Annotated in this window: 20 protein-coding genes; 15 read left to right on the top strand and 5 right to left on the bottom strand. The window is 43.3% G+C overall.

Annotated features, from left to right (window positions below):
- The first annotated feature begins 138 nt into the window (after window positions 1–138).
- From C5745_RS16025 to C5745_RS16010, 4 genes are all read left to right on the top strand, one after another.
- Window positions 139–1,965, top strand: coding sequence for an ABC transporter ATP-binding protein (locus tag C5745_RS16025; protein WP_105718026.1), 1,827 nt, complete (start codon window positions 139–141; stop codon window positions 1,963–1,965).
- Between the two features lie 362 nt (window positions 1,966–2,327).
- Complete coding sequence (mqnE, locus tag C5745_RS16020; RefSeq protein ID WP_105718025.1) at window positions 2,328–3,521, top strand: aminofutalosine synthase MqnE; 1,194 nt, start codon at window positions 2,328–2,330, stop codon at window positions 3,519–3,521.
- A gap of 10 nt (window positions 3,522–3,531) precedes the next feature.
- Entirely contained in the window at window positions 3,532–4,149 is a 618-nt protein-coding gene (locus C5745_RS16015; RefSeq protein ID WP_105718024.1) for a histidine phosphatase family protein, read from the top strand.
- Entirely contained in the window at window positions 4,149–4,868 is a 720-nt protein-coding gene (locus C5745_RS16010; protein ID WP_105718023.1) for a menaquinone biosynthetic enzyme MqnA/MqnD family protein, read from the top strand. The genes C5745_RS16015 and C5745_RS16010 overlap by 1 nt, the downstream gene beginning before the upstream one ends.
- Before the next feature lie 9 nt (window positions 4,869–4,877).
- Here the strand turns inward: C5745_RS16010 and C5745_RS16005 are convergent, their stop codons facing one another.
- The gene (locus C5745_RS16005; protein ID WP_105718022.1) at window positions 4,878–6,095 is read right to left on the bottom strand and encodes a chloride channel protein; all 1,218 of its coding nucleotides are present in this window, start codon (window positions 6,093–6,095) and stop codon (window positions 4,878–4,880) included.
- Window positions 6,096–6,130: 35 nt separating this feature from the next.
- Entirely contained in the window at window positions 6,131–6,985 is an 855-nt protein-coding gene (locus C5745_RS16000) for an AraC family transcriptional regulator (protein ID WP_105718021.1), read from the bottom strand.
- Between the two features lie 136 nt (window positions 6,986–7,121).
- Here C5745_RS16000 and fucP point away from each other — a divergent pair, with 136 nt between their 5' ends.
- Genes fucP through C5745_RS15965 form a run of 7 tightly spaced genes read left to right on the top strand, consistent with a single transcriptional unit; the run spans window position 7,122 to window position 13,699 of the window.
- Complete coding sequence (gene fucP, locus C5745_RS15995) at window positions 7,122–8,375, top strand: L-fucose:H+ symporter permease (RefSeq protein ID WP_105718020.1); 1,254 nt, start codon at window positions 7,122–7,124, stop codon at window positions 8,373–8,375.
- A 17-nt stretch (window positions 8,376–8,392) separates the two neighbouring features.
- Window positions 8,393–8,722, top strand: a complete 330-nt coding sequence (locus tag C5745_RS15990) for an L-rhamnose mutarotase (protein ID WP_105718019.1) — start codon at window positions 8,393–8,395, stop codon at window positions 8,720–8,722.
- A 2-nt stretch (window positions 8,723–8,724) separates the two neighbouring features.
- On the top strand, window positions 8,725–10,389 hold the full coding sequence (locus C5745_RS15985) for a UxaA family hydrolase (RefSeq protein ID WP_105718018.1): 1,665 nt from the start codon (window positions 8,725–8,727) through the stop codon (window positions 10,387–10,389).
- 28 nt (window positions 10,390–10,417) lie between these two features.
- Window positions 10,418–11,182: an SDR family NAD(P)-dependent oxidoreductase gene (locus tag C5745_RS15980; protein ID WP_105718017.1), complete on the top strand. Its 765-nt coding sequence runs from the start codon at window positions 10,418–10,420 to the stop codon at window positions 11,180–11,182.
- Window positions 11,183–11,222: 40 nt separating this feature from the next.
- Window positions 11,223–12,077 (top strand): fumarylacetoacetate hydrolase family protein, encoded by an 855-nt coding sequence (locus tag C5745_RS15975; protein WP_105718016.1) that lies wholly within the window; start codon window positions 11,223–11,225, stop codon window positions 12,075–12,077.
- A complete protein-coding gene (locus C5745_RS15970; protein ID WP_105718015.1) occupies window positions 12,067–12,897 on the top strand; it encodes an amidohydrolase family protein in 831 nt (276 codons plus the stop codon). Before C5745_RS15975 ends, C5745_RS15970 begins: the two co-directional genes overlap by 11 nt.
- Before the next feature lie 10 nt (window positions 12,898–12,907).
- Window positions 12,908–13,699, top strand: a complete 792-nt coding sequence (locus C5745_RS15965) for an L-fucose dehydrogenase (protein WP_105718014.1) — start codon at window positions 12,908–12,910, stop codon at window positions 13,697–13,699.
- On the opposite strand, the gene C5745_RS15960 is transcribed toward C5745_RS15965, so the two are convergent.
- Window positions 13,696–14,571 carry a cation diffusion facilitator family transporter gene (locus C5745_RS15960; RefSeq protein ID WP_105718013.1) on the bottom strand — a complete coding sequence of 292 codons (876 nt, stop codon included), beginning with the start codon at window positions 14,569–14,571 and terminating at the stop codon, window positions 13,696–13,698. The two genes, C5745_RS15965 and C5745_RS15960, sit on opposite strands and share 4 nt — an antisense overlap.
- Before the next feature lie 447 nt (window positions 14,572–15,018).
- Window positions 15,019–15,678 carry a YceH family protein gene (locus tag C5745_RS15955; protein ID WP_105718012.1) on the bottom strand — a complete coding sequence of 220 codons (660 nt, stop codon included), beginning with the start codon at window positions 15,676–15,678 and terminating at the stop codon, window positions 15,019–15,021.
- Between the two features lie 109 nt (window positions 15,679–15,787).
- Here C5745_RS15955 and C5745_RS15950 point away from each other — a divergent pair, with 109 nt between their 5' ends.
- The 3 genes from C5745_RS15950 to C5745_RS15940 are packed head-to-tail and all read left to right on the top strand — an operon-like array spanning window position 15,788 to window position 18,863.
- Window positions 15,788–16,693, top strand: a complete 906-nt coding sequence (locus C5745_RS15950; protein WP_243403375.1) for a histone deacetylase family protein — start codon at window positions 15,788–15,790, stop codon at window positions 16,691–16,693.
- Window positions 16,694–16,738: 45 nt separating this feature from the next.
- Window positions 16,739–17,794 (top strand): nucleoid-associated protein, encoded by a 1,056-nt coding sequence (locus C5745_RS15945; protein WP_105718010.1) that lies wholly within the window; start codon window positions 16,739–16,741, stop codon window positions 17,792–17,794.
- A complete protein-coding gene (locus C5745_RS15940; RefSeq protein WP_133166361.1) occupies window positions 17,778–18,863 on the top strand; it encodes a DUF3810 domain-containing protein in 1,086 nt (361 codons plus the stop codon). Before C5745_RS15945 ends, C5745_RS15940 begins: the two co-directional genes overlap by 17 nt.
- Here C5745_RS15940 and C5745_RS15935 read toward each other — a convergent pair.
- Window positions 18,860–20,020: an MFS transporter gene (locus C5745_RS15935; protein WP_105718008.1), complete on the bottom strand. Its 1,161-nt coding sequence runs from the start codon at window positions 20,018–20,020 to the stop codon at window positions 18,860–18,862. The two genes, C5745_RS15940 and C5745_RS15935, sit on opposite strands and share 4 nt — an antisense overlap.
- A gap of 262 nt (window positions 20,021–20,282) precedes the next feature.
- On the opposite strand from C5745_RS15935, the gene C5745_RS15930 reads away from it, so the two are divergent.
- Window positions 20,283–21,407: a DUF2891 domain-containing protein gene (locus C5745_RS15930; RefSeq protein WP_105718007.1), complete on the top strand. Its 1,125-nt coding sequence runs from the start codon at window positions 20,283–20,285 to the stop codon at window positions 21,405–21,407.
- Window positions 21,408–21,436: the final 29 nt, after the last annotated feature.

Genomic DNA, 21,436 nt, shown 5'->3' with positions numbered 1-21,436 from the left:
CTAATTTACAGATAAAATGCAATAATAAACCGAATTTACAGGGAAAATATCAAATGAGTGCAACAATAGGACGATGTTGACGCTTTTAAATTAGGTAAAACGCTTTTGTTTATTACTTTTGTAGTCTTAATATAGTAAATGAAGACATACTTTAGACTATTATCTTTCGCAAAACCTATCGGGAAATATGCTGTTCCGTATATAATATGTACCGTTATTACCGTAGTTTTCGGTACGCTTAATCTAGCTTTGTTAGCGCCCTTATTGCAAGTCTTGTTCAAAGGGACGGGTGATGTCGATGCTGTGGAGACCGTCACTAAGCCCGAAGGCTACAATATGGGAGATTGGTTTATGTACGTAGCAGACAAATTATATTATGATATTGGTCCTTACGAAGCTTTAAAATATGTATGTATTGTCATAGTGGCATCGGTATTTATCAGTAACCTGTTTCGTTATCTGTCACAGCGTGTCATGGAGAATTTACGGATACATACCCTGTTAAATTTGCGTAAAGCCGTTTTCAACAATGTCATGGATCTCCATCTGGGGTATTTTACCAATAGCAGAAAAGGGGACGTGATATCTAAAATTGCGTCGGACGTACAGGTTGTGCAGTTTTCGGTGACTTCAACCTTGCAAGTTGCCTTTAAAGAGCCCCTGCAGCTGATTGCGTATGTGGTGGTGCTGTTCGCTCTTTCTACGAAATTAACACTGTTTTCGCTTGCCGTAATCCCTGTTTCTGCATTTTGTATATCCTTGATCGTGAAAAAATTGCGTGAACAGGCAAGGGAGGGACAGCAATCGTATGCAAATATGATTTCCTATTTGGATGAGGCACTTTCAGGGGTGAAGATTATCAAGGCTTTCAATGCCATTCCGTTTGTAAAAGATCGCTTCAATGGTGAAAGTGAGCGCTACTCGAAGATATTAAGGCGGATGGTCCGTCGACAGCAGTTGAGTTCGCCAGTCTCGGAATTACTCGGCGTGGTGATGGTGGCGATTATATTACTCTACGGAGGAAATTTGGTCCTGGCCGGCGAGGGAGAACTTGCGGCTTCTGAATTTATCACATATATCGCTATCTTTTCCCAGGTGATGCGTCCAGCGAAGGCACTGACGGAGTCTTTTTCGAGTATCCACAATGGTATCGCTGCTGGAGAACGTGTATTAGAACTGATTGATGAGCGCAGTAGGGTGACAGATAAGCCCGATGCGAAGCCGGTAAATAGTTTTAATCAAGAGATAGCATTTAAAAATGTGGATTTTGCGTATGCGGAAAAACAAGTGCTGAAGGATATTACAATCGAAATTCCGAAAGGAAAGATGATAGCCCTGGTCGGTCCCTCCGGAGGAGGAAAATCAACCTTGGTTGACTTGATTCCAAGGTTTATGGATGTAACCGGAGGGGCCATCTTAATGGATGGGGAGGATATACGGAATCTTCAACAAGATTCCCTACGGACATTAATAGGTACCGTCAATCAGGAAACGGTGCTGTTCAACGATACCATATTTAACAACATAGCCTTCGCCCAGCCAAGCGCAACGATGGAAGAAGTAGAGCGTGCTGCGCGCATTGCTAATGCACACGATTTTATCTTAAATACGGAACACGGTTACGAGACGAATATCGGCGACCGTGGCGCAAAACTATCGGGCGGTCAGCGGCAACGTATATGCATCGCCAGAGCTGTATTACGGAATCCACCGATCATGTTATTAGACGAGGCTACTTCAGCGTTAGATACGGAATCGGAAAAATTAGTGCAAGATTCACTTTATAAACTGATGGAGAATAGAACTACGGTGGTTATTGCCCACCGTTTGAGTACGATTCAAAATGCTGATAATATCGTCGTGATTGAAAATGGACGTGCTGTAGAGCAAGGGAACCATCACGATTTAATTGCGAAAAATGGGTTGTATAAGCGGTTGATTGATATGCAGCAGTTTATTGATTAGTTTTTTTTAACTTCTTTTTCCCCGTGAAAAAGAAGCAAAAACCTCGCCACTTTAAAATTTGATGCGTCCCTCTACCCCGCACTTCTCCCGCATCGAGAATAGTTTTGAATGGAGGGATATTGCATACATAATATTTCTACATATTTCAAAATTTTATATGTGGCATTTAAAGGTTAAAGAGGGGACAATATAATTGTACTACCTCTAATTAACATTAACGATCGCATCCAAATTTTTGAGGTATGTAGAAACTCATATTTAGTACTACCCCTATCCTCAAAGATTTGAAGCGACGATTTTTTTTGCTTCTTTTTTTGAGGTAAAAAAAGAAGAAGAATATTACCTTTGTTTAGGAGGCAGAAATGAACGCAACGGAGAAACTTAATTTTTTAATTCAAGACAAAAACTTAGACGCCGAACTAAAACATATCGCCGAAAAGGTACTTCAAGGCGAGCGGGTGAGTTTTGAAGAGGGCGTTATACTATACGAACGCGGAGGGCTAGGCTATTTAGGTGTGTTAGCGAACTATATCCGTGAAAAAAGACACGGCGATTATACTTACTTCAACAGAAACTTTCACATTGAACCAACTAACGTATGTGTGTACGACTGCAAGTTCTGTGCGTATTCCCGATTGATTAAAGAGAGGGAACAGGGATGGGAAATGGATGTAGCTGACATGATGCAGGTAATAAAGAAGTATGATGACGAGCCAGTTACCGAGGTGCATATCACCGGCGGCGTCGTGCCAAAACAGAATTTAGATTTTTACGCCGACTTTTTCCGTCAGTGTAAAGCACATCGCCCTGACTTACATATCAAAGGGCTTACGCCGGTAGAGTATTACTACATCTTCAAAAAGGCAAAAATGAGCCATTACGATGGTTTGAAATACCTGCAGGAATGTGGTCTTGACTCTATGCCGGGAGGCGGAGCGGAGATTTTTCATCCGGAAGTCCGTGAGAAAATAGCAGGCGACAAATGTACAGCCGAGCAATGGTTGGATATTCACGAACAAGCGCATAGCTTAGGCATGCGTACCAACGCTACGATGCTGTATGGGCATATTGAAGAATTTTGGCATCGTATAGACCACATGGAGCAATTACGCCAACTGCAGGATAGGACAGGCGGCTTTCAGGCATTTATTCCATTGAAGTTCCGTAACCAAGGTCACCAAATGTCGCACGTCCCTGAAGTATCCGTTGTGGAAGATCTGCGAAATTATGCAATCGCGCGGATTTATATGGACAACTTCGACCATATCAAAGCTTATTGGGCCATGATTTCCAGAGATACCGCGCAACTATCTTTAGCATTCGGCGTGGATGATATAGACGGCACCTTGGATGACACGACCAAAATCTATTCTATGGCTGGTGCAGAAGAACAACACCCGGCAATGAGTACCCGGGAATTGGTCGAGCTTATCAAACAAGTAGGCAGACATCCTATTGAACGCGACACCCTTTATAAAGTAGTAACTGATTACAAAGATGTCGTTTTCGACGAAGCAAATAAACCAAATTATTATTCGTTACCCGTAGTAGAATAACCGTTAGACATTGAGAAAGACATTTTATTTTATCCGACACGGACAAACAGATTTAAACTTGAAAGGTATTGTTCAGGGGAGAGGCGTAGATTCTCCACTTAATGAAACTGGACACAAACAAGCGCAAGCTTTTTACGAAGCGTTTAACAATGTGCCTTTCGATAAAATATATACATCTACCTTATTGCGGACCAAACAAACCGTTAAGCCCTTTCTTGAACAAGGCATACCGAGTGAGGAATTGGTGGGCCTGGATGAAATTTCCTGGGGAATTTACGAAGGGAAAGAGCAGGACCACACTATTATAACAGGTTTTGAGGAAGTAGTAAATTCATGGAGAGAGGGAAACCTAGATTTAAGCATCGAGCAAGGAGAATCTCCGAACCAGCTAGTGGCCCGCCAGCAACAAGCTATATCCCACATGTTGCAACAGCAAGATGAAGAAACCGTTCTGGTGTGCATGCACGGCCGGGCAATGCGTATCTTGCTCTGTCATTTGACCAATGTTTCCGTATGCCTTATGGATGATTTTCCGCATACCAATACCGCCCTTTATGTTTTGGAATATAATGGCCGTTATTTTGAAATAGTGGATCACTATAACGTTAAGCATTTAGAAAATCTATAATGGACAAAATAGTCGTATCCGCTGTTTCTTATACGAATACCCTGCCGTTTTTAAGTGGCATAAGAAACTCGGAGGTGATTAATTCGATAAACCTTTCCGTAGACTACCCGAGTGAATGTGCACGAAAAGTAATTGATAAAGAGGTTGATATGGGGATTATACCTATCGCCGCTTTAGCTAAACTTCCCAACTACTATATCATCGGCGATTACTGTATTGGCAGTGATGGTGCGGTGGATTCTGTTTTTATTTTTTCGGAAAAGCCAATTACCGAAATCAAAACCCTTTTATTAGACAAGCAGTCTAATACTTCCAATGGATTGGCCCAGATTCTTTTAAAGTATTATTGGAAAAGAGATATTCAGATCCTGACCGAAGGGGAAGCAGACGCTCACGTGTTAATTGGCGACCGTACGTTTGGCAAAAAAAATAAAGTACCGTTTGCTTACGATATGGGGTATTATTGGAAGGAGATGACAGGGCTGCCTTTTGCTTTTGCGGTGTGGGTTTCGAATAAGGAACTCCCTGAAGATTTTAAAGAAGCATTCAATAAAGCGCTGGCAGCAGGGGTGAGCGACCCAGAAGCGGTTATCCAAGGATTATCTACTTATGAAGATTTCGATTACCATAAGTATCTTAAAGAGAGCCTTGATTTTTATCTCACTGCGGATAAAAGGAAAGCGATAGACCTTTATCTGGAGTTATATGCTAAACTGTAAGCAAGGAATCTAAAAAAGCTTAAAATTTTTGACCTTCTGTGCGGTATAAATGCCATTCTTCCCAGAAATGATATAACTGATCAGACAGGTTATCGAGAAGAAAACAGCGTATTGCCAACCAAATAATTCCATCGCCATCACCGTACACGCGATCGGTGTTTTTGTGCAGCCCGCAAAAACCGAAACAAACCCGGTAGCAGCGAGGAGAGCTAAAGGAAGCGGAATGAAAGGAGCCAATGCGTTGCCTAGCGTCGCACCAATAAAAAACAGGGGGGTAACTTCTCCTCCCTTGAAGCCCGCGCTTAACGTTAGTGCCGTCAATCCAATTTTGATGAGGAAATCCGTTGGGGGAAGCGGTTGCTGAAATGCATCCATAATCGTTGGGATACCGAGGCCTAAATGTTTGGTGGTTTGCAGAAGGTGAACGATCAAAATGATGAGTATGCCACCGACAAAAGGACGAAGTAGCGGTTGTTTTATTTTATTGAACCCTCTGCTACATACAGCACCCGTATAACGAAATAAGATGGATGCCAATCCGAACAAGATGCCGGCTAGCAGCAGATAAGCGAAAATAGTAAACGACCAGGTAGGAACCTCACCGATAGCGGGGTAATGGGTGTGCAATCCGCCACACAATACACATATCCAATTGGAAAGTAAGGCAGTAGCCAATATTGCACCTATGCCCCGCCAACGTACTTTCCCTAGTTGAACCATTTCCATAGCAAAAATAGCGCCTGCTAAGGGTGTTCCAAAAAGCGAGGCAAATCCTGCCGCTATCCCGCATAATAGGAGAATACGTTTGTCTTGTTTCCCCATTGGAATGAACTTGTCGAATTGTGCGGCAATTGTGCCGCCGTATTGTACGGCTGTTCCTTCACGCCCGGCCGAACCGCCGAAGAGGTGTGTAATCAACGTGGTGAAAATGACCATAGGAGCCATCTTCCAGGGAACACCCTGTCCAGTAGGATAATAATATTCTTCCAATAAAAGGTTGTTTCCTTTTTGTGCATTTCCTCCATATTGTTGATACCACCATACAATAAACATTCCGGCAAAAGGCAGCAGGAGTATAATCCAAAGGTGAGTCTCGCGAAACAGCGTGACTTCGTTTAAAGCATATAGAAATGCAGCAGACAGAAGGCCTACTAGCCCGGCTATAGCCAATATTAAAAACAACCATTTAAAAAGGAGGCGTATTAAAGGAGTAGCTGAATTTATCATCTTTATCAATAAGTATCTAGTTTGTTAGCCACCCTTTAGGAAATCGATTCCCGATATGCAGCAGGCGTCGAACCGGTAATGGATTTAAATATTTTATGGAAGCTGACGAAATTGTGAAAGCCACATTCGAAACAAATTTCTTTAACGGGCGCGCTGCCGTCGGATAACAGTTTGCAGGCGTAGCCTATTCGAAGCTCGTTAACAAAGGCGATCAATGATTTACCTGTACGTTGTTTAAAGTAGCGACAAAAAGAGTTAGGTGTCATACCGGCTATTTGGGAAATCTCGTCAAGCTGCATTTTCGATCTATAGTGTAAACGGATGTAATCTAAAATTTTATTCATGCGAAGATAATCGCCTTGTTGCTGTGGATTCGTATAGTTGTGACTTACTAACGTGATAGGGGCAGGCATGCTAGCGGCGTAATCGAGAATATCAAGAAGCATAATGAGTCGTTTTGTCGGCTTTTGAGCAGGCAGATTTTCAAAAAATGAAATAAGATAAGGATCATTCGGTGGGAACAAAATTGTACGCTTGGCCAATCGGTAAACTTGCTTGACACCGGCAGCCTCTGGTAGTCCTAAAAAATCGGAACCAAGAAAATCGGGTTTAAAATGAACGACGTGGATGTCGGCGAGACGAGGCGAATCTGAGTAAAGGTATTCTTCGTCAAATAGCCAGTAATGCGGTGTTTTAGAGCCTATTAAAATCGTGAAATTATCAGAAAATTGTTGTATGCAATCGCCCACGAAAAATGTTCCTTTTCCACGTTTGATATGGATAAACTCCAGTTCTTCATGATAATGCCAAATATTGTGGTTTTGCGGTGTATTATCATGCCGGACGGCAATAGTGCGAAGGGAGTAAGAAGTATGATCTAGCCGCTGCATCGTAAGTGTGTAATTTATTTATTCGTATCAAAACTTAAATATATACAACTTGTGGTAATATTGGTTAGTAAATCGGTAAAATAGTTCAATAACGTTATGCCAATTTGAACTAGTTTTACTTTCCAATATAATTCCTATGGTGCGAGAAAAAAAATATACACTGACAATTGTTTTAATAACCTCATTGTTTTTCTTATGGGGTCTTGCAAATAACATGACCGACACGCTCCTTGCAGCCTTTAAGCGAATCATGTCAATGACTGATGCACAGACGTCATTGATACAGACAGCATTTTACGGCGCATATTTCGTTTTGGCGATACCTGCGGCTCTTTATATCAGGAGATTTAGTTATAAATCCGGAATATTACTTGGTTTAGGCCTTTTTATTATCGGTGCATTGCTGTTTTATCCTGCCAGCAAGACGATGATGTATGGACACTTTTTAGCGGCCTTATTCATTCTGGCCGGTGGACTTTCCATCCTAGAAACCTCTGCGAATCCGTTTATCTTGAGCTTAGGTTCTGAAGAAACTGCTACACAGCGCTTGAATATGGCACAATCATTTAATCCGATCGGATCAATAGCAGGCGTGATAATCAGTAAATTTGTGATACTTTCGGAATTAAACAGTGCCAGTCAGCAGGAGCGGGAGATAATGGACGGACTAGAATTGCAGCAGGTACAAGCTGCCGAGCTCAGTGCCGTTATGCAAGCCTATGTTGGATTGGCATTTTTGCTCGTAATCTTTTGGTTGGCCATAAGAACGGTTAAGATGCCCTTAGATGTCGATTCTGACCGGGGGAATCTCGGACAAGCTTTTTCCAGGCTGTTTAAAAACCGAAACTATATATTTGGTGTGGTAGCTCAGTTTTTTTATGTCGGTGCACAGATTGGCGTTTGGTCGTTTACTATCCGTTATGTGATGGGTGAACTTGATTTGGATGAAGAGCATGCAGCCAATTATTACATCGCTTCGCTGGTAGCCTTTACGATATCCCGTTTTATTGCCACAAGCCTCATGCGATATGTTAAACCTGCTAAATTACTGCTTATTTTGTCGCTTATGGCGGTTGTATTATCCCTATTCGTGTCATTTGGTAGCGGTTTTATCGGAGTTTACGCATTGGTTGCTATTTCCGGTTGCATGAGTTTGATGTTTCCGACAATTTACGGACTAGCTTGTGAAGGCTTAGGTACCGATAGAAAAATAGGGGGATCGGGGCTGATTATGGCCATACTTGGAGGGGCAGTGCTTACCTACTTCCAGGGCGCGTTGTCAGACCATTTTAACAGTGTTAATATATCTTATATGGTTCCCCTGGTGTGTTTCGTTGTTGTGGCTATATACGGAGCTGTTCATCTGAATAAGCAGACTGGTAAATTGTGAAGTTAGAAGTTGAATAAATGAAAAGATATGCATTAGCACTGGATCTGTTGGATGATCCAAAATTAATAGCTGAATATGACGCCCATCATCGGTCTGTCTGGCCGGAAATCCGTGCGTCGATAACCCATGCCGGTATCGAGAATATGGAAATATATCGTTTTGGAAATAGGTTATTTATGACGATGGATGTACATGATGAGTTTAGTTTTGAAAAGAAAAGTGAGCTGGATTCGATGAATCCGAAAGTGCAAGAATGGGAGACATTGATGTGGAGATATCAACAAGCCGTACCAGGTGCTAAACCGGGAGAGAAATGGGTATTGATGGATAAAATTTTTGAGCTGTAAAAATGAAAAAGGAGCGACTATCGTATTTGCAAATACACCCAAAAGATAACGTATTGGTGGCGTTAAGAGATTTACCAAAAGGATTTGAGGTGGATTTCGGCGGACAAAGATTCTTCGTACGAGAAGCTGTCCGCGCAAAACATAAATTCACGATCGCTGCATTAGAGAAAGACGCAGATGTGCTGATGTACGGCGTTTTGGTCGGCAAGATGAATTATGCGGTTGCCCAAGGCGTAGTTATCAGTACGGATAACTTGCGGCATGCTTCGGACGACTTTAAATTAGGAAATAGAAAGCTAGATTGGGACAAACCGGATGTATCGGCCTTTGAAGGCCGTACCTTCAACGGGTTCCACCGTAGTAACGGCACCGTAGGAACGGCTAATTACTGGCTGGTTATTCCTTTGGTGTTCTGCGAAAATAGAAATGTGTTAACACTAAAATCTGCGTTGGAAGAAAAATTAGGCTATCACGTAGCGTCAAAAGACTATTCGGACGAAGTGGACGAATTAATTGCTCGTTATCAAGCAGGTGCTTCCGTAGATGAACTATTGGCCATAGACCTTTCCTCGGCGAAAGCCGGTAAGGAGAAAATGCGCTTATTTCCGAACGTAGATGGAGTGAAGTTTTTGAATCATAATATGGGCTGTGGCGGTACGCGGCTAGACTCAGACGCCCTATGTGGGCTACTCGCGGGGTATATCGCACATCCTAACGTCGCTGGCGCCACGGTCTTGAGCCTTGGCTGTCAGCATGCGCAAGCCTCCATATTGCAGGAGGAAATTAGGAAGCGGGACGCTGCATTCGATAAACCGCTGTATATTTTCGAACAACAGTTTGAGGGAACGGAACAAGAGCTGATGCAAAAGGCTATTAAAGCGACTTTTGCGGGGCTTACACAAGCCAATAAACAAACCCGCCAACCGGCACCTCTAAATAAACTATGTATCGGCCTGGAGTGCGGTGGGTCGGATGGATTCTCGGGTATTTCGGCGAATCCCGCCCTGGGATATGTATCCGACATGCTGGTAACGATGGGAGGTTCCGTTATTCTAGCAGAGTTTCCAGAACTTTGTGGTGTTGAACAAGAATTAAGTGATCGCTGTATTGACGAAGCTACTGCCGAAAAATTTATGCATCTGATGAAGACATACAATGCAAAAGCAGAGGCCGATGGTTCAGGGTTTTATATGAATCCGTCGCCGGGAAATATTCGCGACGGATTGATTACAGATGCTATAAAGTCGGCAGGTGCAGCAAAGAAAGGAGGGAATTCCCCCATTGCTGCTGTGGTGGATTATCCGGGGATAGTAAATACACAGGGATTGAATCTACTATGTACCCCGGGCAATGATGTGGAAAGTACAACGGCGGAGGTAGCTGCCGGGGCGAATATTGTACTCTTTACAACCGGCCTAGGAACTCCAACAGGAAACCCGATCGCACCCGTAATCAAGCTGTCTACCAACACAAAGACATTCCAGCGGATGCCGGATATTATAGATATCAACTGCGGTACAATCATCGATGGCGAGGAAACCATCCAAGAAACAGCATACCGGATACTGGATTATGTAATTCAAGTGGCAAGTGGCGATACACAACCTAAGGCCGTGCAGTTAGGACAGGATGATTTTATTCCATGGCGTAGGGGAGTATCCCTATAAATTAATCTTAAAATTAATACTAAATAATATGGCAAAGCTAGAAAATAAAGTAGCGATTGTTACAGGGGGCGGTAGCGGTATAGGAAGAGCTATAGCGGAGATTTTTGCGCAAGAGGGGGCTTATGTACACATTGTAGATTTAAATGCCGATATGGCACAGTCGGTTGTCGATGGCATTATATCGGCAGGCGGCACAGCAAAATCACACGCCTGTAATGTGGCCGAGCAGACCGATGTCTTGCGTGTTGTAAAAAGCATTGGCCGGGTGGATATCCTTGTCAATAATGCAGGGATCGCCCACGTAGGTAATTTGGAGAAATGTTCGCCAGAGGATTTTGAACGGGTATTTAACGTAAATGTAAAAGGAGCTTACAACGCCCTTTTCGCGGTCGTGCCCGTCATGAAAGCAAACGGTGGTGGCGCCATTTTAAACTTAGCCTCCATTGCATCTGTCGTAGGGATTAGCGACAGATTTGCCTATTCCATGAGTAAAGGTGCTGTCTACGCCATGAGCATGTCCGTAGCGCGAGATTATATAGCGGATAACATCCGTTCGAATTCGATTTCTCCAGCAAGGGTACACACCCCTTTTGTGGATGGGTTCATTGCTAAGAATTATCCTGGGCAAGAGGAGGAAATGTTTGAGAAACTCTCCAAATCCCAGCCTATAGGTAGAATGGCGAAACCGGAAGAAATTGCTAAATTAGCGTTGTTTTTATGCGGTGATGATGCAGGGTTTATAACCGGTAACGATTACCCTATTGATGGGGGATTTATTAAGTTGAATAATTAAGTAGAATATATAGTAAAATTTAAATACTCAAAATCATAAGATGAAATTAATACGATTCGGAGCGACTGGAAAAGAAAAAATCGGTGTACAGATCGATGGTGTAAATTATGATGTTTCCGCTTTTGGTGGAGACTATAACGAGGCGTTCTTCGCCGAAAATGGTTTAGCGAGATTAACGCAGTTTGTGGAGGAAAATAAGGGCAAATTAACAGAAGTGCCTGCAGGGGCACGGTTAGGAGCGCCTTTTGCCCGTCCTTCTAAAATTGTTTGTATAGGTTTGAACTACAAAGATCATGCTGAAGAAACTGGAGCTGCCATACCTAGTGAGCCCATTATCTTTATGAAATCAACAACGTCGCTGGTAGGGCCTAATGATCAAATCGTTATTCCGAGAAATTCGACTAAAACTGATTGGGAGGTTGAATTTGGGATTGTCATCGGAAAGAAGGCTTCTTATGTAGACGAAGCGGAAGCATTGAACTACGTGGCAGGTTATGTGTTACATAACGATGTATCGGAGCGCGCCTATCAGTTGGAGCGTGGAGGTACCTGGGATAAAGGAAAAGGCTGCGACACATTCGCACCGATGGGACCATATATGACTACTGTAGACGAGATTCCAGACATCAATAATGTACGTCTCTGGTTAAAAGTAAACGGTAAGACCTATCAGGACGGTAATACCGCTAATTTGATTTTTTCTGTGCAACATGTGGTATCCTATGTGTCTCAATTCATGACCTTGTTGCCAGGCGACGTGATTTCAACCGGGACGCCTGCAGGTGTAGGGTTGGGATTCAACCCACCAATCTACCTGAAAGCAGGTGACGTCGTTGAATTGGGTGCAGATTATCTGGGCGAATCACGTCAGGAGGTAGTTGCTTATGCGTATTGATTCACACCAGCACTTTTGGATATTCAATGCCGAACGAGATGCTTGGATAACCGATGAAATGAAGGCCATTCGTCAGAATTTTCTGCCGATCGATCTGGCCGCTGTACTCAAATCCAACGGAATAGACGGCACTATCGCGGTGCAGGCGTCGCAATCACACGAAGAGACACAATTTTTAGTCGACTTGTCTACCATGTACGCGATGATTAAAGGTGTGGTAGGATGGGTAGATTTGCAGTCCGAAGCGATAGCAGAACGTTTAGAACACTTTCACCAATATCCTATCATCAAAGGGTTTAGGCATGTGATCGAGGCCGAAGACGATCCGGACTTTTTAACCCGTCCGGCGTTCTTGCGGGGGATTAAGGCATTGACGGCATATGAATATACGTACGATTTATTAATCCGTCCAAGACATTATGATAGCACCTTAACTTGTGTTGCACAGAACCCGAATCAGCGATTTGTGTTAGACCACATGGCGAAACCAGCTGTCCGGACGAAAGAATTCGATAATTGGGCCGAATTTATAACGAAATTGGCAGCTTTCCCAAATGTGCATTGTAAGATCTCGGGATTGGTAACCGAAGCCGATTGGAGCAATTGGACAGTCGATGATTTCAGGCCTTACATACAGCATGTTATAGCTTGCTTTGGAAAGCAACGCATCATGTTCGGAACGGACTGGCCGGTATGCCTCGTTGCGGCCACCTATGAAGATGTGATGAACATAGTGGAGACGATATTAGTCGATTTTTCCGAAGCAGAATTACAGGCCTTTTGGGGCGGAAATGCTGCCCAGTTTTATGGTATAATGTGAAGCGTAAAAAATGGATTTAAATTTAAAAGGTAAAGTAGTCATTGTAACAGGCGGCGCAAAAGGGATCGGTAAAGCTGTTGTTTTGGCATTGGCAAATGAAGGCGCATTGCCCGTTATTGTCGGAAGAAAACAAGAGGATAACGATTTAGTTAAGGCAGAGGTAGAAGCTTTAGGGGGAAGCGCATTTTGCGTGGAAGCAGAACTTTCCAAGCCCGAAGAATGTAAGAGAGCGGCGGAGGAAACGCTCACTGCTCTAGGTCGGATCGACGGGTTGGTCAATAACGCAGGCCATAACGATGGGGTAGGACTTATTACAGGAAACTATGATAAGTTTGTCGAGTCCTTACATAAAAACCTGATCCACTATTATTTAATGGCTCATTACTGCATTGATGCTTTGCGTGTATCCAGAGGCAGTATTGTAAATATTAGTTCGAAAACGGCGGAGACTGGCCAAGGGAACACGTCGGGCTATGCGGCTTCTAACGGCGGACGAAATGCCCTTACGCGCGAATGGGCAGTAGAGCTTTTGCCATACAGTATTCGGGTGAACGCAATTGTGGTCGCGGAGTGTGCAACGCCGCAATACGACTCTTGGATACAAACATTGGATAATCCTGAGGAAACGCTCAAAAAGATAACGGATCGCATACCGCTGGAAAACCGCATGACTACAGCCGAAGAAATAGCAAATACCGCCGTATTTTTGTTATCGGACAAGTCAAGCCATACCACCGGACAGCTTATTCATGTCGATGGCGGATACGTACATTTGGATAGGTCTTTAATCAAAGAAGATTAGTTTTCCTCAAAGGGCTCAATGTGTACAAAGACATTTCCGATGTTGTCCAAGTTGGCAATTAAGTAATCTTTGAGATCATGGGCTATAGCGTGTCCCTCACGAACAGACAAATCGGGGTTGACAACGGCATGCAAATCTATCTGGAAAAGCATGCCGATTTTTCTGATATAACATTTCTCTATCAACTTGACGCCCGTCACATGGAGGGAATGTTGACGAACTTCTTCCTCTAACTCTTCGTATCGGTTTTCGTCCATAATTTCCGCTAAAGCCGGACGGAATATACCGTAACAATTATAGATGATCAATCCTGAAGCGAACAAAGCTGCCCAATCGTCCGCACTTTCGTATCCCTCACCGAAACTTACCGCAATCAATATACCGACGAAAGCCGCGACAGAAGTGATGGCGTCACTACGATGGTGCCAAGCATCAGCTTTAAGTGAGGAGCTATTAAGCTTCTTGCTCCTCCGCATGATGACCCGGAAGCAAATTTCTTTCCAGAGTATAATGGCCCCCAATACATATAATGTCCACGTTCTGGGAGCCTCGTGTGGGTTCTGAATGTTATATATACTCTCTTTAGCAATAATGAAAGCCGAAACGATAAGGAAAATAACGACGATAAAGGTAATCAAAGGTTCTATACGCCCGTGTCCATAGGGGTGGGTATGATCCGCGGGACGCTTAGCATACTTAAGTCCCAATAATACCAGGAAGGAGGAAAAAATATCCGTTGTAGATTCAATGGCGTCAGCAATCAACGCATGGGAATGTCCGAAATAGCCCGCTAGCCACTTAACCAGTGCCAACAAGAAGTTGGTTAGTATACTAAAATAAGTGGTCTTAATTGCCTTATCCGAGTTTGACATTATTTCGTCCCATTTTCTTCAAAGATAAGGCATTTTCTGAAAGAAGCGGGACGACGTGGAAAACTTACTTTATTATTAGATAACCCCAGCGCAAGTGGTGGCAAAAATTATGACCAGTGCAACAAGCACTACAATGGTAATCGTGGTATAGGGCGTTCTTCTCATGACTTCATCCTTTCAGTTTTCTACATATAACCTAACAAAAGACATGCCTCGCTTGGAAAAAAGATAAAATAAAAGCGATTATGTAGATAATCGTTGACCTATGGCTTCATTCCAGCCCTGCGCATGTCGTTACAAATAGGAGCACCACCGCTATAACGGCTAGTATCACGAATGTAGTTGCAGGTGTTCTTTTCATTGTATATGACTGTTAGTTTTTTATTAATAGACCGCAAAAGCTGTGCCTCGAATATAAAACGGTATAAATCAGTAAAATGTAACAGGCTACGACAGCTGTTCCATCAAGTTGTCGAATTCTCGTTTCAATGTGTTTAATTGCTCCTCCAAAATGTTTACCCGTTCTTCTAGTTCCTGCACACGACCTGAGGAGCCACTATCCGAACCACTGGAAAGGTTTTCGTAATCTTCTTCATTTATTTCGCCGAGCAAATGTACATAACGAATTTCCTTTTGGCCAGGGCGTTTCGTTAGTTGTTTTACAAATGGAGGCTCTTGTTCTTGTAGGCGGTTCAATACATCCTGTACCTCATCGATACTTTCAAAATTAAACAATCGACCGGAATTAGAATTAATTTCGCCAGGAGTTAGTGGACCCCGGAGGATGAGTAGGCACAATGCGGCCAATTCTTGTGGAATTAAAGGAAACTGTATAGCCAGGTTGTGTTTGTATTTTGTTACACGGCTTCCGCCACCCACCACCGTCGATATCAAACCTCTTTTTCGCAAAGTGTCCAATGCCGCTATAATCGTATTTTCATGATATGAAACGACCGGTTTGCGAGAAGTTTTTTGATTGCACGCCGTCTGTAACCCATTCAGGGTCATCGGGTAATATTCCGGCGTCGTCTTGGATTTCTCCAAAAGTGAACCTAAAACACGTAACTCTTCTCCACTTAAAACAGGTAAATTGTTTGTTTCTTCCATATTTTGATAAACTGATTCGGTCTGTCGGCTTCGAAGATAAAAAAAATATTCTTGTTTTATTTTGTCCGCCTTGTTTTTTTAACTTCGCGGAGAACAAAATGGAAACCTTGTGTTACGAATAGCATATCATCCAGCCTATGTGCATCCCTTGCGGACAGGACATCGTTTCCCTATGGTGAAATATGAGCTTATTCCCGCGCAATTACGTTATGAAGGTATAGTCTCGGCAGCTAGTTTTTTTCAGCCGAACCTTGCCGAAATACCGACCATTACATTGGCACATGATGGGCACTATGTCGCTCAGCTAATGGATTGCTCTTTGGACGCAAAAATGGTGCGTAGAATTGGATTTCCGCTGTCGCAATCGCTGGTCGACCGTGAACGGTATATTTTGGATGGTACCATTCAGGCAAGTTTATATGCCTTAGAACATGGCGTTGCTTTTAATGTTGCCGGCGGTACACACCATGCCGGACGCGATTTTGGCGAAGGTTTCTGTTTGTTTAATGATCAAGCAGTGGCTGCCGCCTACCTGTTAGCGAAGGGGTTAGCGTACAAGGTCTTAATTATCGATTTAGATGTACATCAAGGGAATGGTACGGCCCATATCTTTGACGGGAATCCGCAAGTCTTTACCTTCTCGATGCACGGCGATAAGAACTTTCCCTTTATCAAGGAATGTTCAGATGTAGATGTACCATTACCAGATGGGATGGAGGACGCAGCTTATCTGACCGAATTAAAACGGAATCTCGATAGAATATTTACCGTTTTTGATCCCGATTTTGTGTTTTATCAAGCAGGAGTTGATATTTTAGCTACCGATAAACTCGGAAAGCTTAAATTGACGGCAGCAGGTTGTAAACGCCGGGACGAAATGGTATTGGATAAATGCCAACAGAGAGGTCTGTCTGTACAAATCAGCATGGGGGGAGGTTATTCTACACATATCAAAGATATCGTAAATGCCCATGTGAATACCTATAAGACAGCCGTCGATATTTTTGGCTTTTGATTAATGAAGAGTTTTGCATCATATCTATATACTAAATACTAAAACATGTTCTTTCACCAAGACGCAACTTTTGAACAGCTTTCCATACATCGTGTAGGGAATAAAGCACAGGACGAGTTCTACGTGTTATCCGATACGCCTATCGATATTGCACAGGACGAGGTGCTGCCCGACCTACTGATGCAGTACTTTATGAAACCTTTTAGCAAAGCAAACGAGGTATATCGTTTTTATCATCCCAATGATGACTTACAGCTGAATGAAGTCTATTATTTTGCAAAGCAATATTTTGAAGCGAAAATCCATTTTCACGAAATGTCCCAACAGTTGGCGAAACATCTGTATGAGGTATCGGAACATCCGAAGATTAAAGCCGGGGAGCTTTACGTAGTTGCCTTGAAGAATGTACAACTCGAAGGCGAGGAACACGATGCGATCGGTATATTTAAATCCGAGAACAAGGAAGCCTACTTAAAGGTATATCCAAATGCAGGTGGTTTTGATCTGGATTATGAACAAGAAGCCATCAATATCAATAAATTGGATAAAGGCGTCGTGATTGTCAAGACAGAAGCGGAAGCGGGGTATAAAGTGTTGGTCGTAGACCAAACGAATCAATCGGAAGCTGTCTATTGGAAGGATGATTTTTTGAAGATCAAAACCCGTAATGACAATTTCCAGCAGACCGGCAACTTGCTCAAGGTTTATAAGAATTTTGTAAACGATAAGCTCGATGAAACATTTGAATTGGAAAGTGCCGATAAAATTGATCTCTTAAACCGTTCGATGAACTATTTCAAAACCAAAGAAACGTTTGATCAGGGCGAATTTGAAGAGGAAGTCATTGGCAATCCGCAGGCAGCGTCGTTATTTAAGGAATACCAGCAACATTTTGCCGACGAGTTCGAGGCGCCGTTTCAATCCAATTTCGAGATCGCATCTCCAGCAGTTAAAAAAATGGCAGCCTCCTACAAATCCGTTCTCAAATTGGACAAAAATTTTCATATATACGTGCACGGTAAGCGAGACTATATCGAATCTGGCTTTGATGAAGAACGCGGATTAAATTATTATAAACTGTATTTTGAAACCGAAAGTTAAGCTCATAAACGGCAAGAAAAGGTACCTGGTCGCGGTAGCGATTTGTCTCAGCGTGATGTTGCTTTTATCCTGGATAAAAGCGTCACCGACATTTGTAGAGCAATACTACAGCCGCCAGTTTTACCCGTTTTTTTCGCATGTACCCAAACTACTGTTCGGCTGGTTTCCTTTTAGTATTGGAGATGTGTTTTACGTCGTTCTATCGGGGACCCTGCTTTGGGCAGCCATCTCTTCGGTGATCGCACTATCTCGGCGCAAGTGGGCAACAGCGCAGAAACGGTTGATGCAGCTGGTTTTGGTTCTATTTGGAACCTATATTTATTTCTACGTGAGCTGGGGGTTGCAGTATTATCGGGTGCCTTTGCAACAGCAGCTTGATCTGGAAATCGATACCATTGTTCAAGCGGACTATATCGACATCCTAGATCGCTATATCATCGAAATCAACGAGCTCCGGGAGCAACTGGACACCAGCAAAATGGATAAAGACCGGGCCCGACAGGAATTGCAACAGCTAATGGCAGAGAGCGGCGATCGGTTACCGATGTTGTCCCGTACACAAGTGAAAGCGAAACAGCCGGTCTCCAGTGTGTTGGCTTCTTACTTTACGGTTACGGGTTATTTCAATCCTTTCACGCAAGAAGTGCAGGTCAATGCTGTGATGCCCGAAACGTCTTATCCCTTTACGGTGGTGCATGAATTAGCCCATCAGATGGGAATCGGATTTGAAGACGAATGCAACTTTATCGCTTTCTTGATGCTGCACGACCACCCGGATAACTGGTATCGTTATGCCGCCTACTACGAGACGGTCCAATATCTGCTTCGACCTTTGTATTTTTCGGATAAAACGCGCTATACAGCTTACGTGAACAAGCTTTCAGCGGCTGCCCGTAACGATTACGAGAACGAACGCCTCTTTTGGCAACAATATTATGGCACATTTAACCGCTTGACAAACCTGTTTTACGGAAGCTATTTGCGGCATAATAACCAGCCCGAAGGTATGGCACGTTACTCGCTAATGAGCCGATTAGTCATTGCTTGGGAGAAGCAACGTTTACGTTAAATGTTCATTTTTGGTTTTACGACCTTTCTCCAGAAAACATAAGCCAGTACAGCTCCCATACTAGCCATGACTACCCCCACAAGGGATGGATAATTGTAGGCATATCCGAGTGTGATAGGAATAGCCCCCAGGTAAGCGCCCAGTGTGTTTCCAATATTAAAACTAGCTTGTCCGGCAGCAGCAGCAAATGTTTCCGCACCTTTGGCGTTGTTGATCAGCATCATTTGCAACGGCGAACCGATCGAAAAGGAAATCATGCCGGTAATAAATGCCATCGGATAGGCTAGGTATGTGTTATGCGCGATAAAGAACAGTACCAATAGGCACGTTGCCATCGAAATAAACCCGATAATAACCGCTTTGGATGGTGATATACTATCGGCGAGTTTACCGCCCAAGATATTGCCGAAAAACATACCTAATCCGACAAGTATCATAATAATGGGTACGCGGTTTTCCGGAATATTTGATACATCGGTTACTAAGGGCGCTATATAGGATATCCATGCAAACAAGCCACCTGTCCCGATAGCAATAACAGCTACCATTAACCAAGCATCCCAACGGACGAAATAGCGGATTTGTTTTAACACGTTGTTGGTTTTGCTGGCTTCCATTCTCGGCATCCAAAAATAGATCGCCAAAAAGGTAATGAGACCGAGTAAACTAATTACGCCATAGGTTATTCGCCAAGAATAATGATGCCCGATATAGGTTCCTACGGGCACGCCCGCTAAGTTGGCTATGGTCATTCCGGTAAACATCATGGAGATGGCCTGTGCTTCTTTCCCTGGTTTTGCCAGCCGTGCCGCAACTACAGAGCCAACGCCAAAGAAAGCACCATGCGGAAAGCCGGAGATGAAACGCGAGGTGAGTAGCAGTACCTTGTTGGGAGCGATAGCGAAAATACCGTTGAACACGAAAAACAAAAGCATCAGAAAAAGCAAGATGTTCCGTGGGGAATACTTTCCGCTGAAAGCGACGAGGGTAGGAGCTCCCACTACCACGCCCAGCGCATAGAGTGCAATTAAATTACTGGCTTCCGGGATTTCGATCTTTAAATCTTTGGCGATGTCTGGAAGGATGCCCATCATGGTAAATTCTGTCATCCCGATAGCTAATCCGCCAAATGCTAATGCGATAAGTGCTTTGTTCATTTGCCTTGCTCAATAGAGAGCGCAAAGGTAAATATTTTTATGTTCTTTTTTCTCTCAAAAAAGAACCAAAAAAGTCGTCGCTGAAAACCTTTGACATTGAGGATAGTGCAACGATGGTATTACTGCATTTGTCAAAGCTTTTGAGGCGACCTTTTGTGATAAAGAGGGGACTGTGCAAATCTCCGTATGGGACAATTAGTATTTAGCTTTTTATTTCTAATTTTACGTGTAATAAGATAATTGTTGACTAAAATAATGAGTTATGCAGTATGTAAATTTGGGTTTACGGTTAATTGCTTTTGGGGTTATGGCGTTTTTTCTTTCTTGTGAATCTGGGGATAAGCGGAAAGAGGAAAATGCGGAGGATACTGTTAACGTAGCACAACTGACTTTAAATGAGGAGACGGCTAAACGAATTTTTGAACTGCCTACGCATTGTTTAACGATTGAATATCCAAATAAATTAGGTCAGGTATTGGGAAACGAAGCTGATCTAAAATCTCCTAAGGTGTTGCGCCCTATTTTTTATGGTTGCTTTGACTGGCATTCGTCGGTACATGGCTATTGGTCTATTGTCCGGTTGTTAAGGCAATATCCGGAGCTTGATTCGGACGGAAAGGTTCGCCAATTGTTAAAAAGTCATATTACAAAAGAAAACCTGGCGGTGGAGCTGGCTTTCTTTCAAGATAAAAATAACTTGAACTTTGAGCGCACTTACGGTTGGGCCTGGTTGTTTAAGTTGCAGCAGGAGTTAAAATCCTGGCGCGATGTCGATGCGCAGGAGTGGGTAGAGACACTGCAACCCTTGGTCGATCTGCTGTCGGAACGCACGCAGCAATACTTGTCTAAATTGGTTTATCCTATCCGTACGGGGCAGCACGATAACACGGCTTTTAGCCTTACACTGATGTATGAGTATGCGGAAGAAACGGGTGATATGGCGTTGCTTAATGTGGTAAAAACCAATAGTATACGTTTTTTTAAACAGGATAAAAACTGTGATTTGGCTTATGAGCCCAGTGGTTACGATTTTCTGTCGCCATGCTTGGAAGAGGCCTATCTCATGAGTAAAGTTATGTCGAAAGATGAATACCAAAACTGGCTAGTAAATTTTATGCCGATATTATTTGAGACGGAAATCGATACCCTTCAGCCGGCTATTGTGAGCGATCGAACAGATGGCAAGCTGGTCCATTTGGATGGTTTGAATTTCAGCCGGGCAAATTGTTTGTATGGTATTGCCCAGGTGTTACCGGAATTACAGCATACCTTGGTGCCACTAGCCAATACGCACATTGATTTTTCGCTAAAGAATATTTCGGGCGACGACTACATGGGAAGCCACTGGCTGGGTTCGTTTGCGTTGCTGGCGTTGTCTAATCGGTGAGGTTTTTCCTATTGTCCACCACACTTAGG

This window comes from Sphingobacterium haloxyli (assembly GCF_002980525.1).
GTDB lineage: Bacteria > Bacteroidota > Bacteroidia > Sphingobacteriales > Sphingobacteriaceae > Sphingobacterium > Sphingobacterium haloxyli.
The sequence above is the reverse complement of the archived record's forward strand: the minus strand, read 5'-3'. Positions and strand labels throughout refer to the sequence as shown.

What these genes read in the sequence shown, in the direction of transcription:
- C5745_RS16000 (WP_105718021.1), bottom strand. Translation starts at nt 6,985, where the DNA reads ATGCAGCGGCTAGATCATACTTCTTACTCCCTTCGCACTATTGCCGTC.
- C5745_RS15955 (WP_105718012.1), bottom strand. Translation starts at nt 15,678, where the DNA reads ATGGAAGAAACAAACAATTTACCTGTTTTAAGTGGAGAAGAGTTACGT.
- C5745_RS15970 (WP_105718015.1), top strand. Translation starts at nt 12,067, where the DNA reads ATGCGTATTGATTCACACCAGCACTTTTGGATATTCAATGCCGAACGA.
- C5745_RS15935 (WP_105718008.1), bottom strand. Translation starts at nt 20,020, where the DNA reads ATGAACAAAGCACTTATCGCATTAGCATTTGGCGGATTAGCTATCGGG.
- C5745_RS15930 (WP_105718007.1), top strand. Translation starts at nt 20,283, where the DNA reads ATGCAGTATGTAAATTTGGGTTTACGGTTAATTGCTTTTGGGGTTATG.
- C5745_RS16005 (WP_105718022.1), bottom strand. Translation starts at nt 6,095, where the DNA reads ATGATAAATTCAGCTACTCCTTTAATACGCCTCCTTTTTAAATGGTTG.
- C5745_RS16010 (WP_105718023.1), top strand. Translation starts at nt 4,149, where the DNA reads ATGGACAAAATAGTCGTATCCGCTGTTTCTTATACGAATACCCTGCCG.
- C5745_RS15985 (WP_105718018.1), top strand. Translation starts at nt 8,725, where the DNA reads ATGAAAAAGGAGCGACTATCGTATTTGCAAATACACCCAAAAGATAAC.
- C5745_RS15980 (WP_105718017.1), top strand. Translation starts at nt 10,418, where the DNA reads ATGGCAAAGCTAGAAAATAAAGTAGCGATTGTTACAGGGGGCGGTAGC.
- C5745_RS16025 (WP_105718026.1), top strand. Translation starts at nt 139, where the DNA reads ATGAAGACATACTTTAGACTATTATCTTTCGCAAAACCTATCGGGAAA.
- C5745_RS15990 (WP_105718019.1), top strand. Translation starts at nt 8,393, where the DNA reads ATGAAAAGATATGCATTAGCACTGGATCTGTTGGATGATCCAAAATTA.
- C5745_RS15975 (WP_105718016.1), top strand. Translation starts at nt 11,223, where the DNA reads ATGAAATTAATACGATTCGGAGCGACTGGAAAAGAAAAAATCGGTGTA.
- fucP (WP_105718020.1), top strand. Translation starts at nt 7,122, where the DNA reads ATGGTGCGAGAAAAAAAATATACACTGACAATTGTTTTAATAACCTCA.
- mqnE (WP_105718025.1), top strand. Translation starts at nt 2,328, where the DNA reads ATGAACGCAACGGAGAAACTTAATTTTTTAATTCAAGACAAAAACTTA.
- C5745_RS15965 (WP_105718014.1), top strand. Translation starts at nt 12,908, where the DNA reads ATGGATTTAAATTTAAAAGGTAAAGTAGTCATTGTAACAGGCGGCGCA.
- C5745_RS15945 (WP_105718010.1), top strand. Translation starts at nt 16,739, where the DNA reads ATGTTCTTTCACCAAGACGCAACTTTTGAACAGCTTTCCATACATCGT.
- C5745_RS15960 (WP_105718013.1), bottom strand. Translation starts at nt 14,571, where the DNA reads ATGTCAAACTCGGATAAGGCAATTAAGACCACTTATTTTAGTATACTA.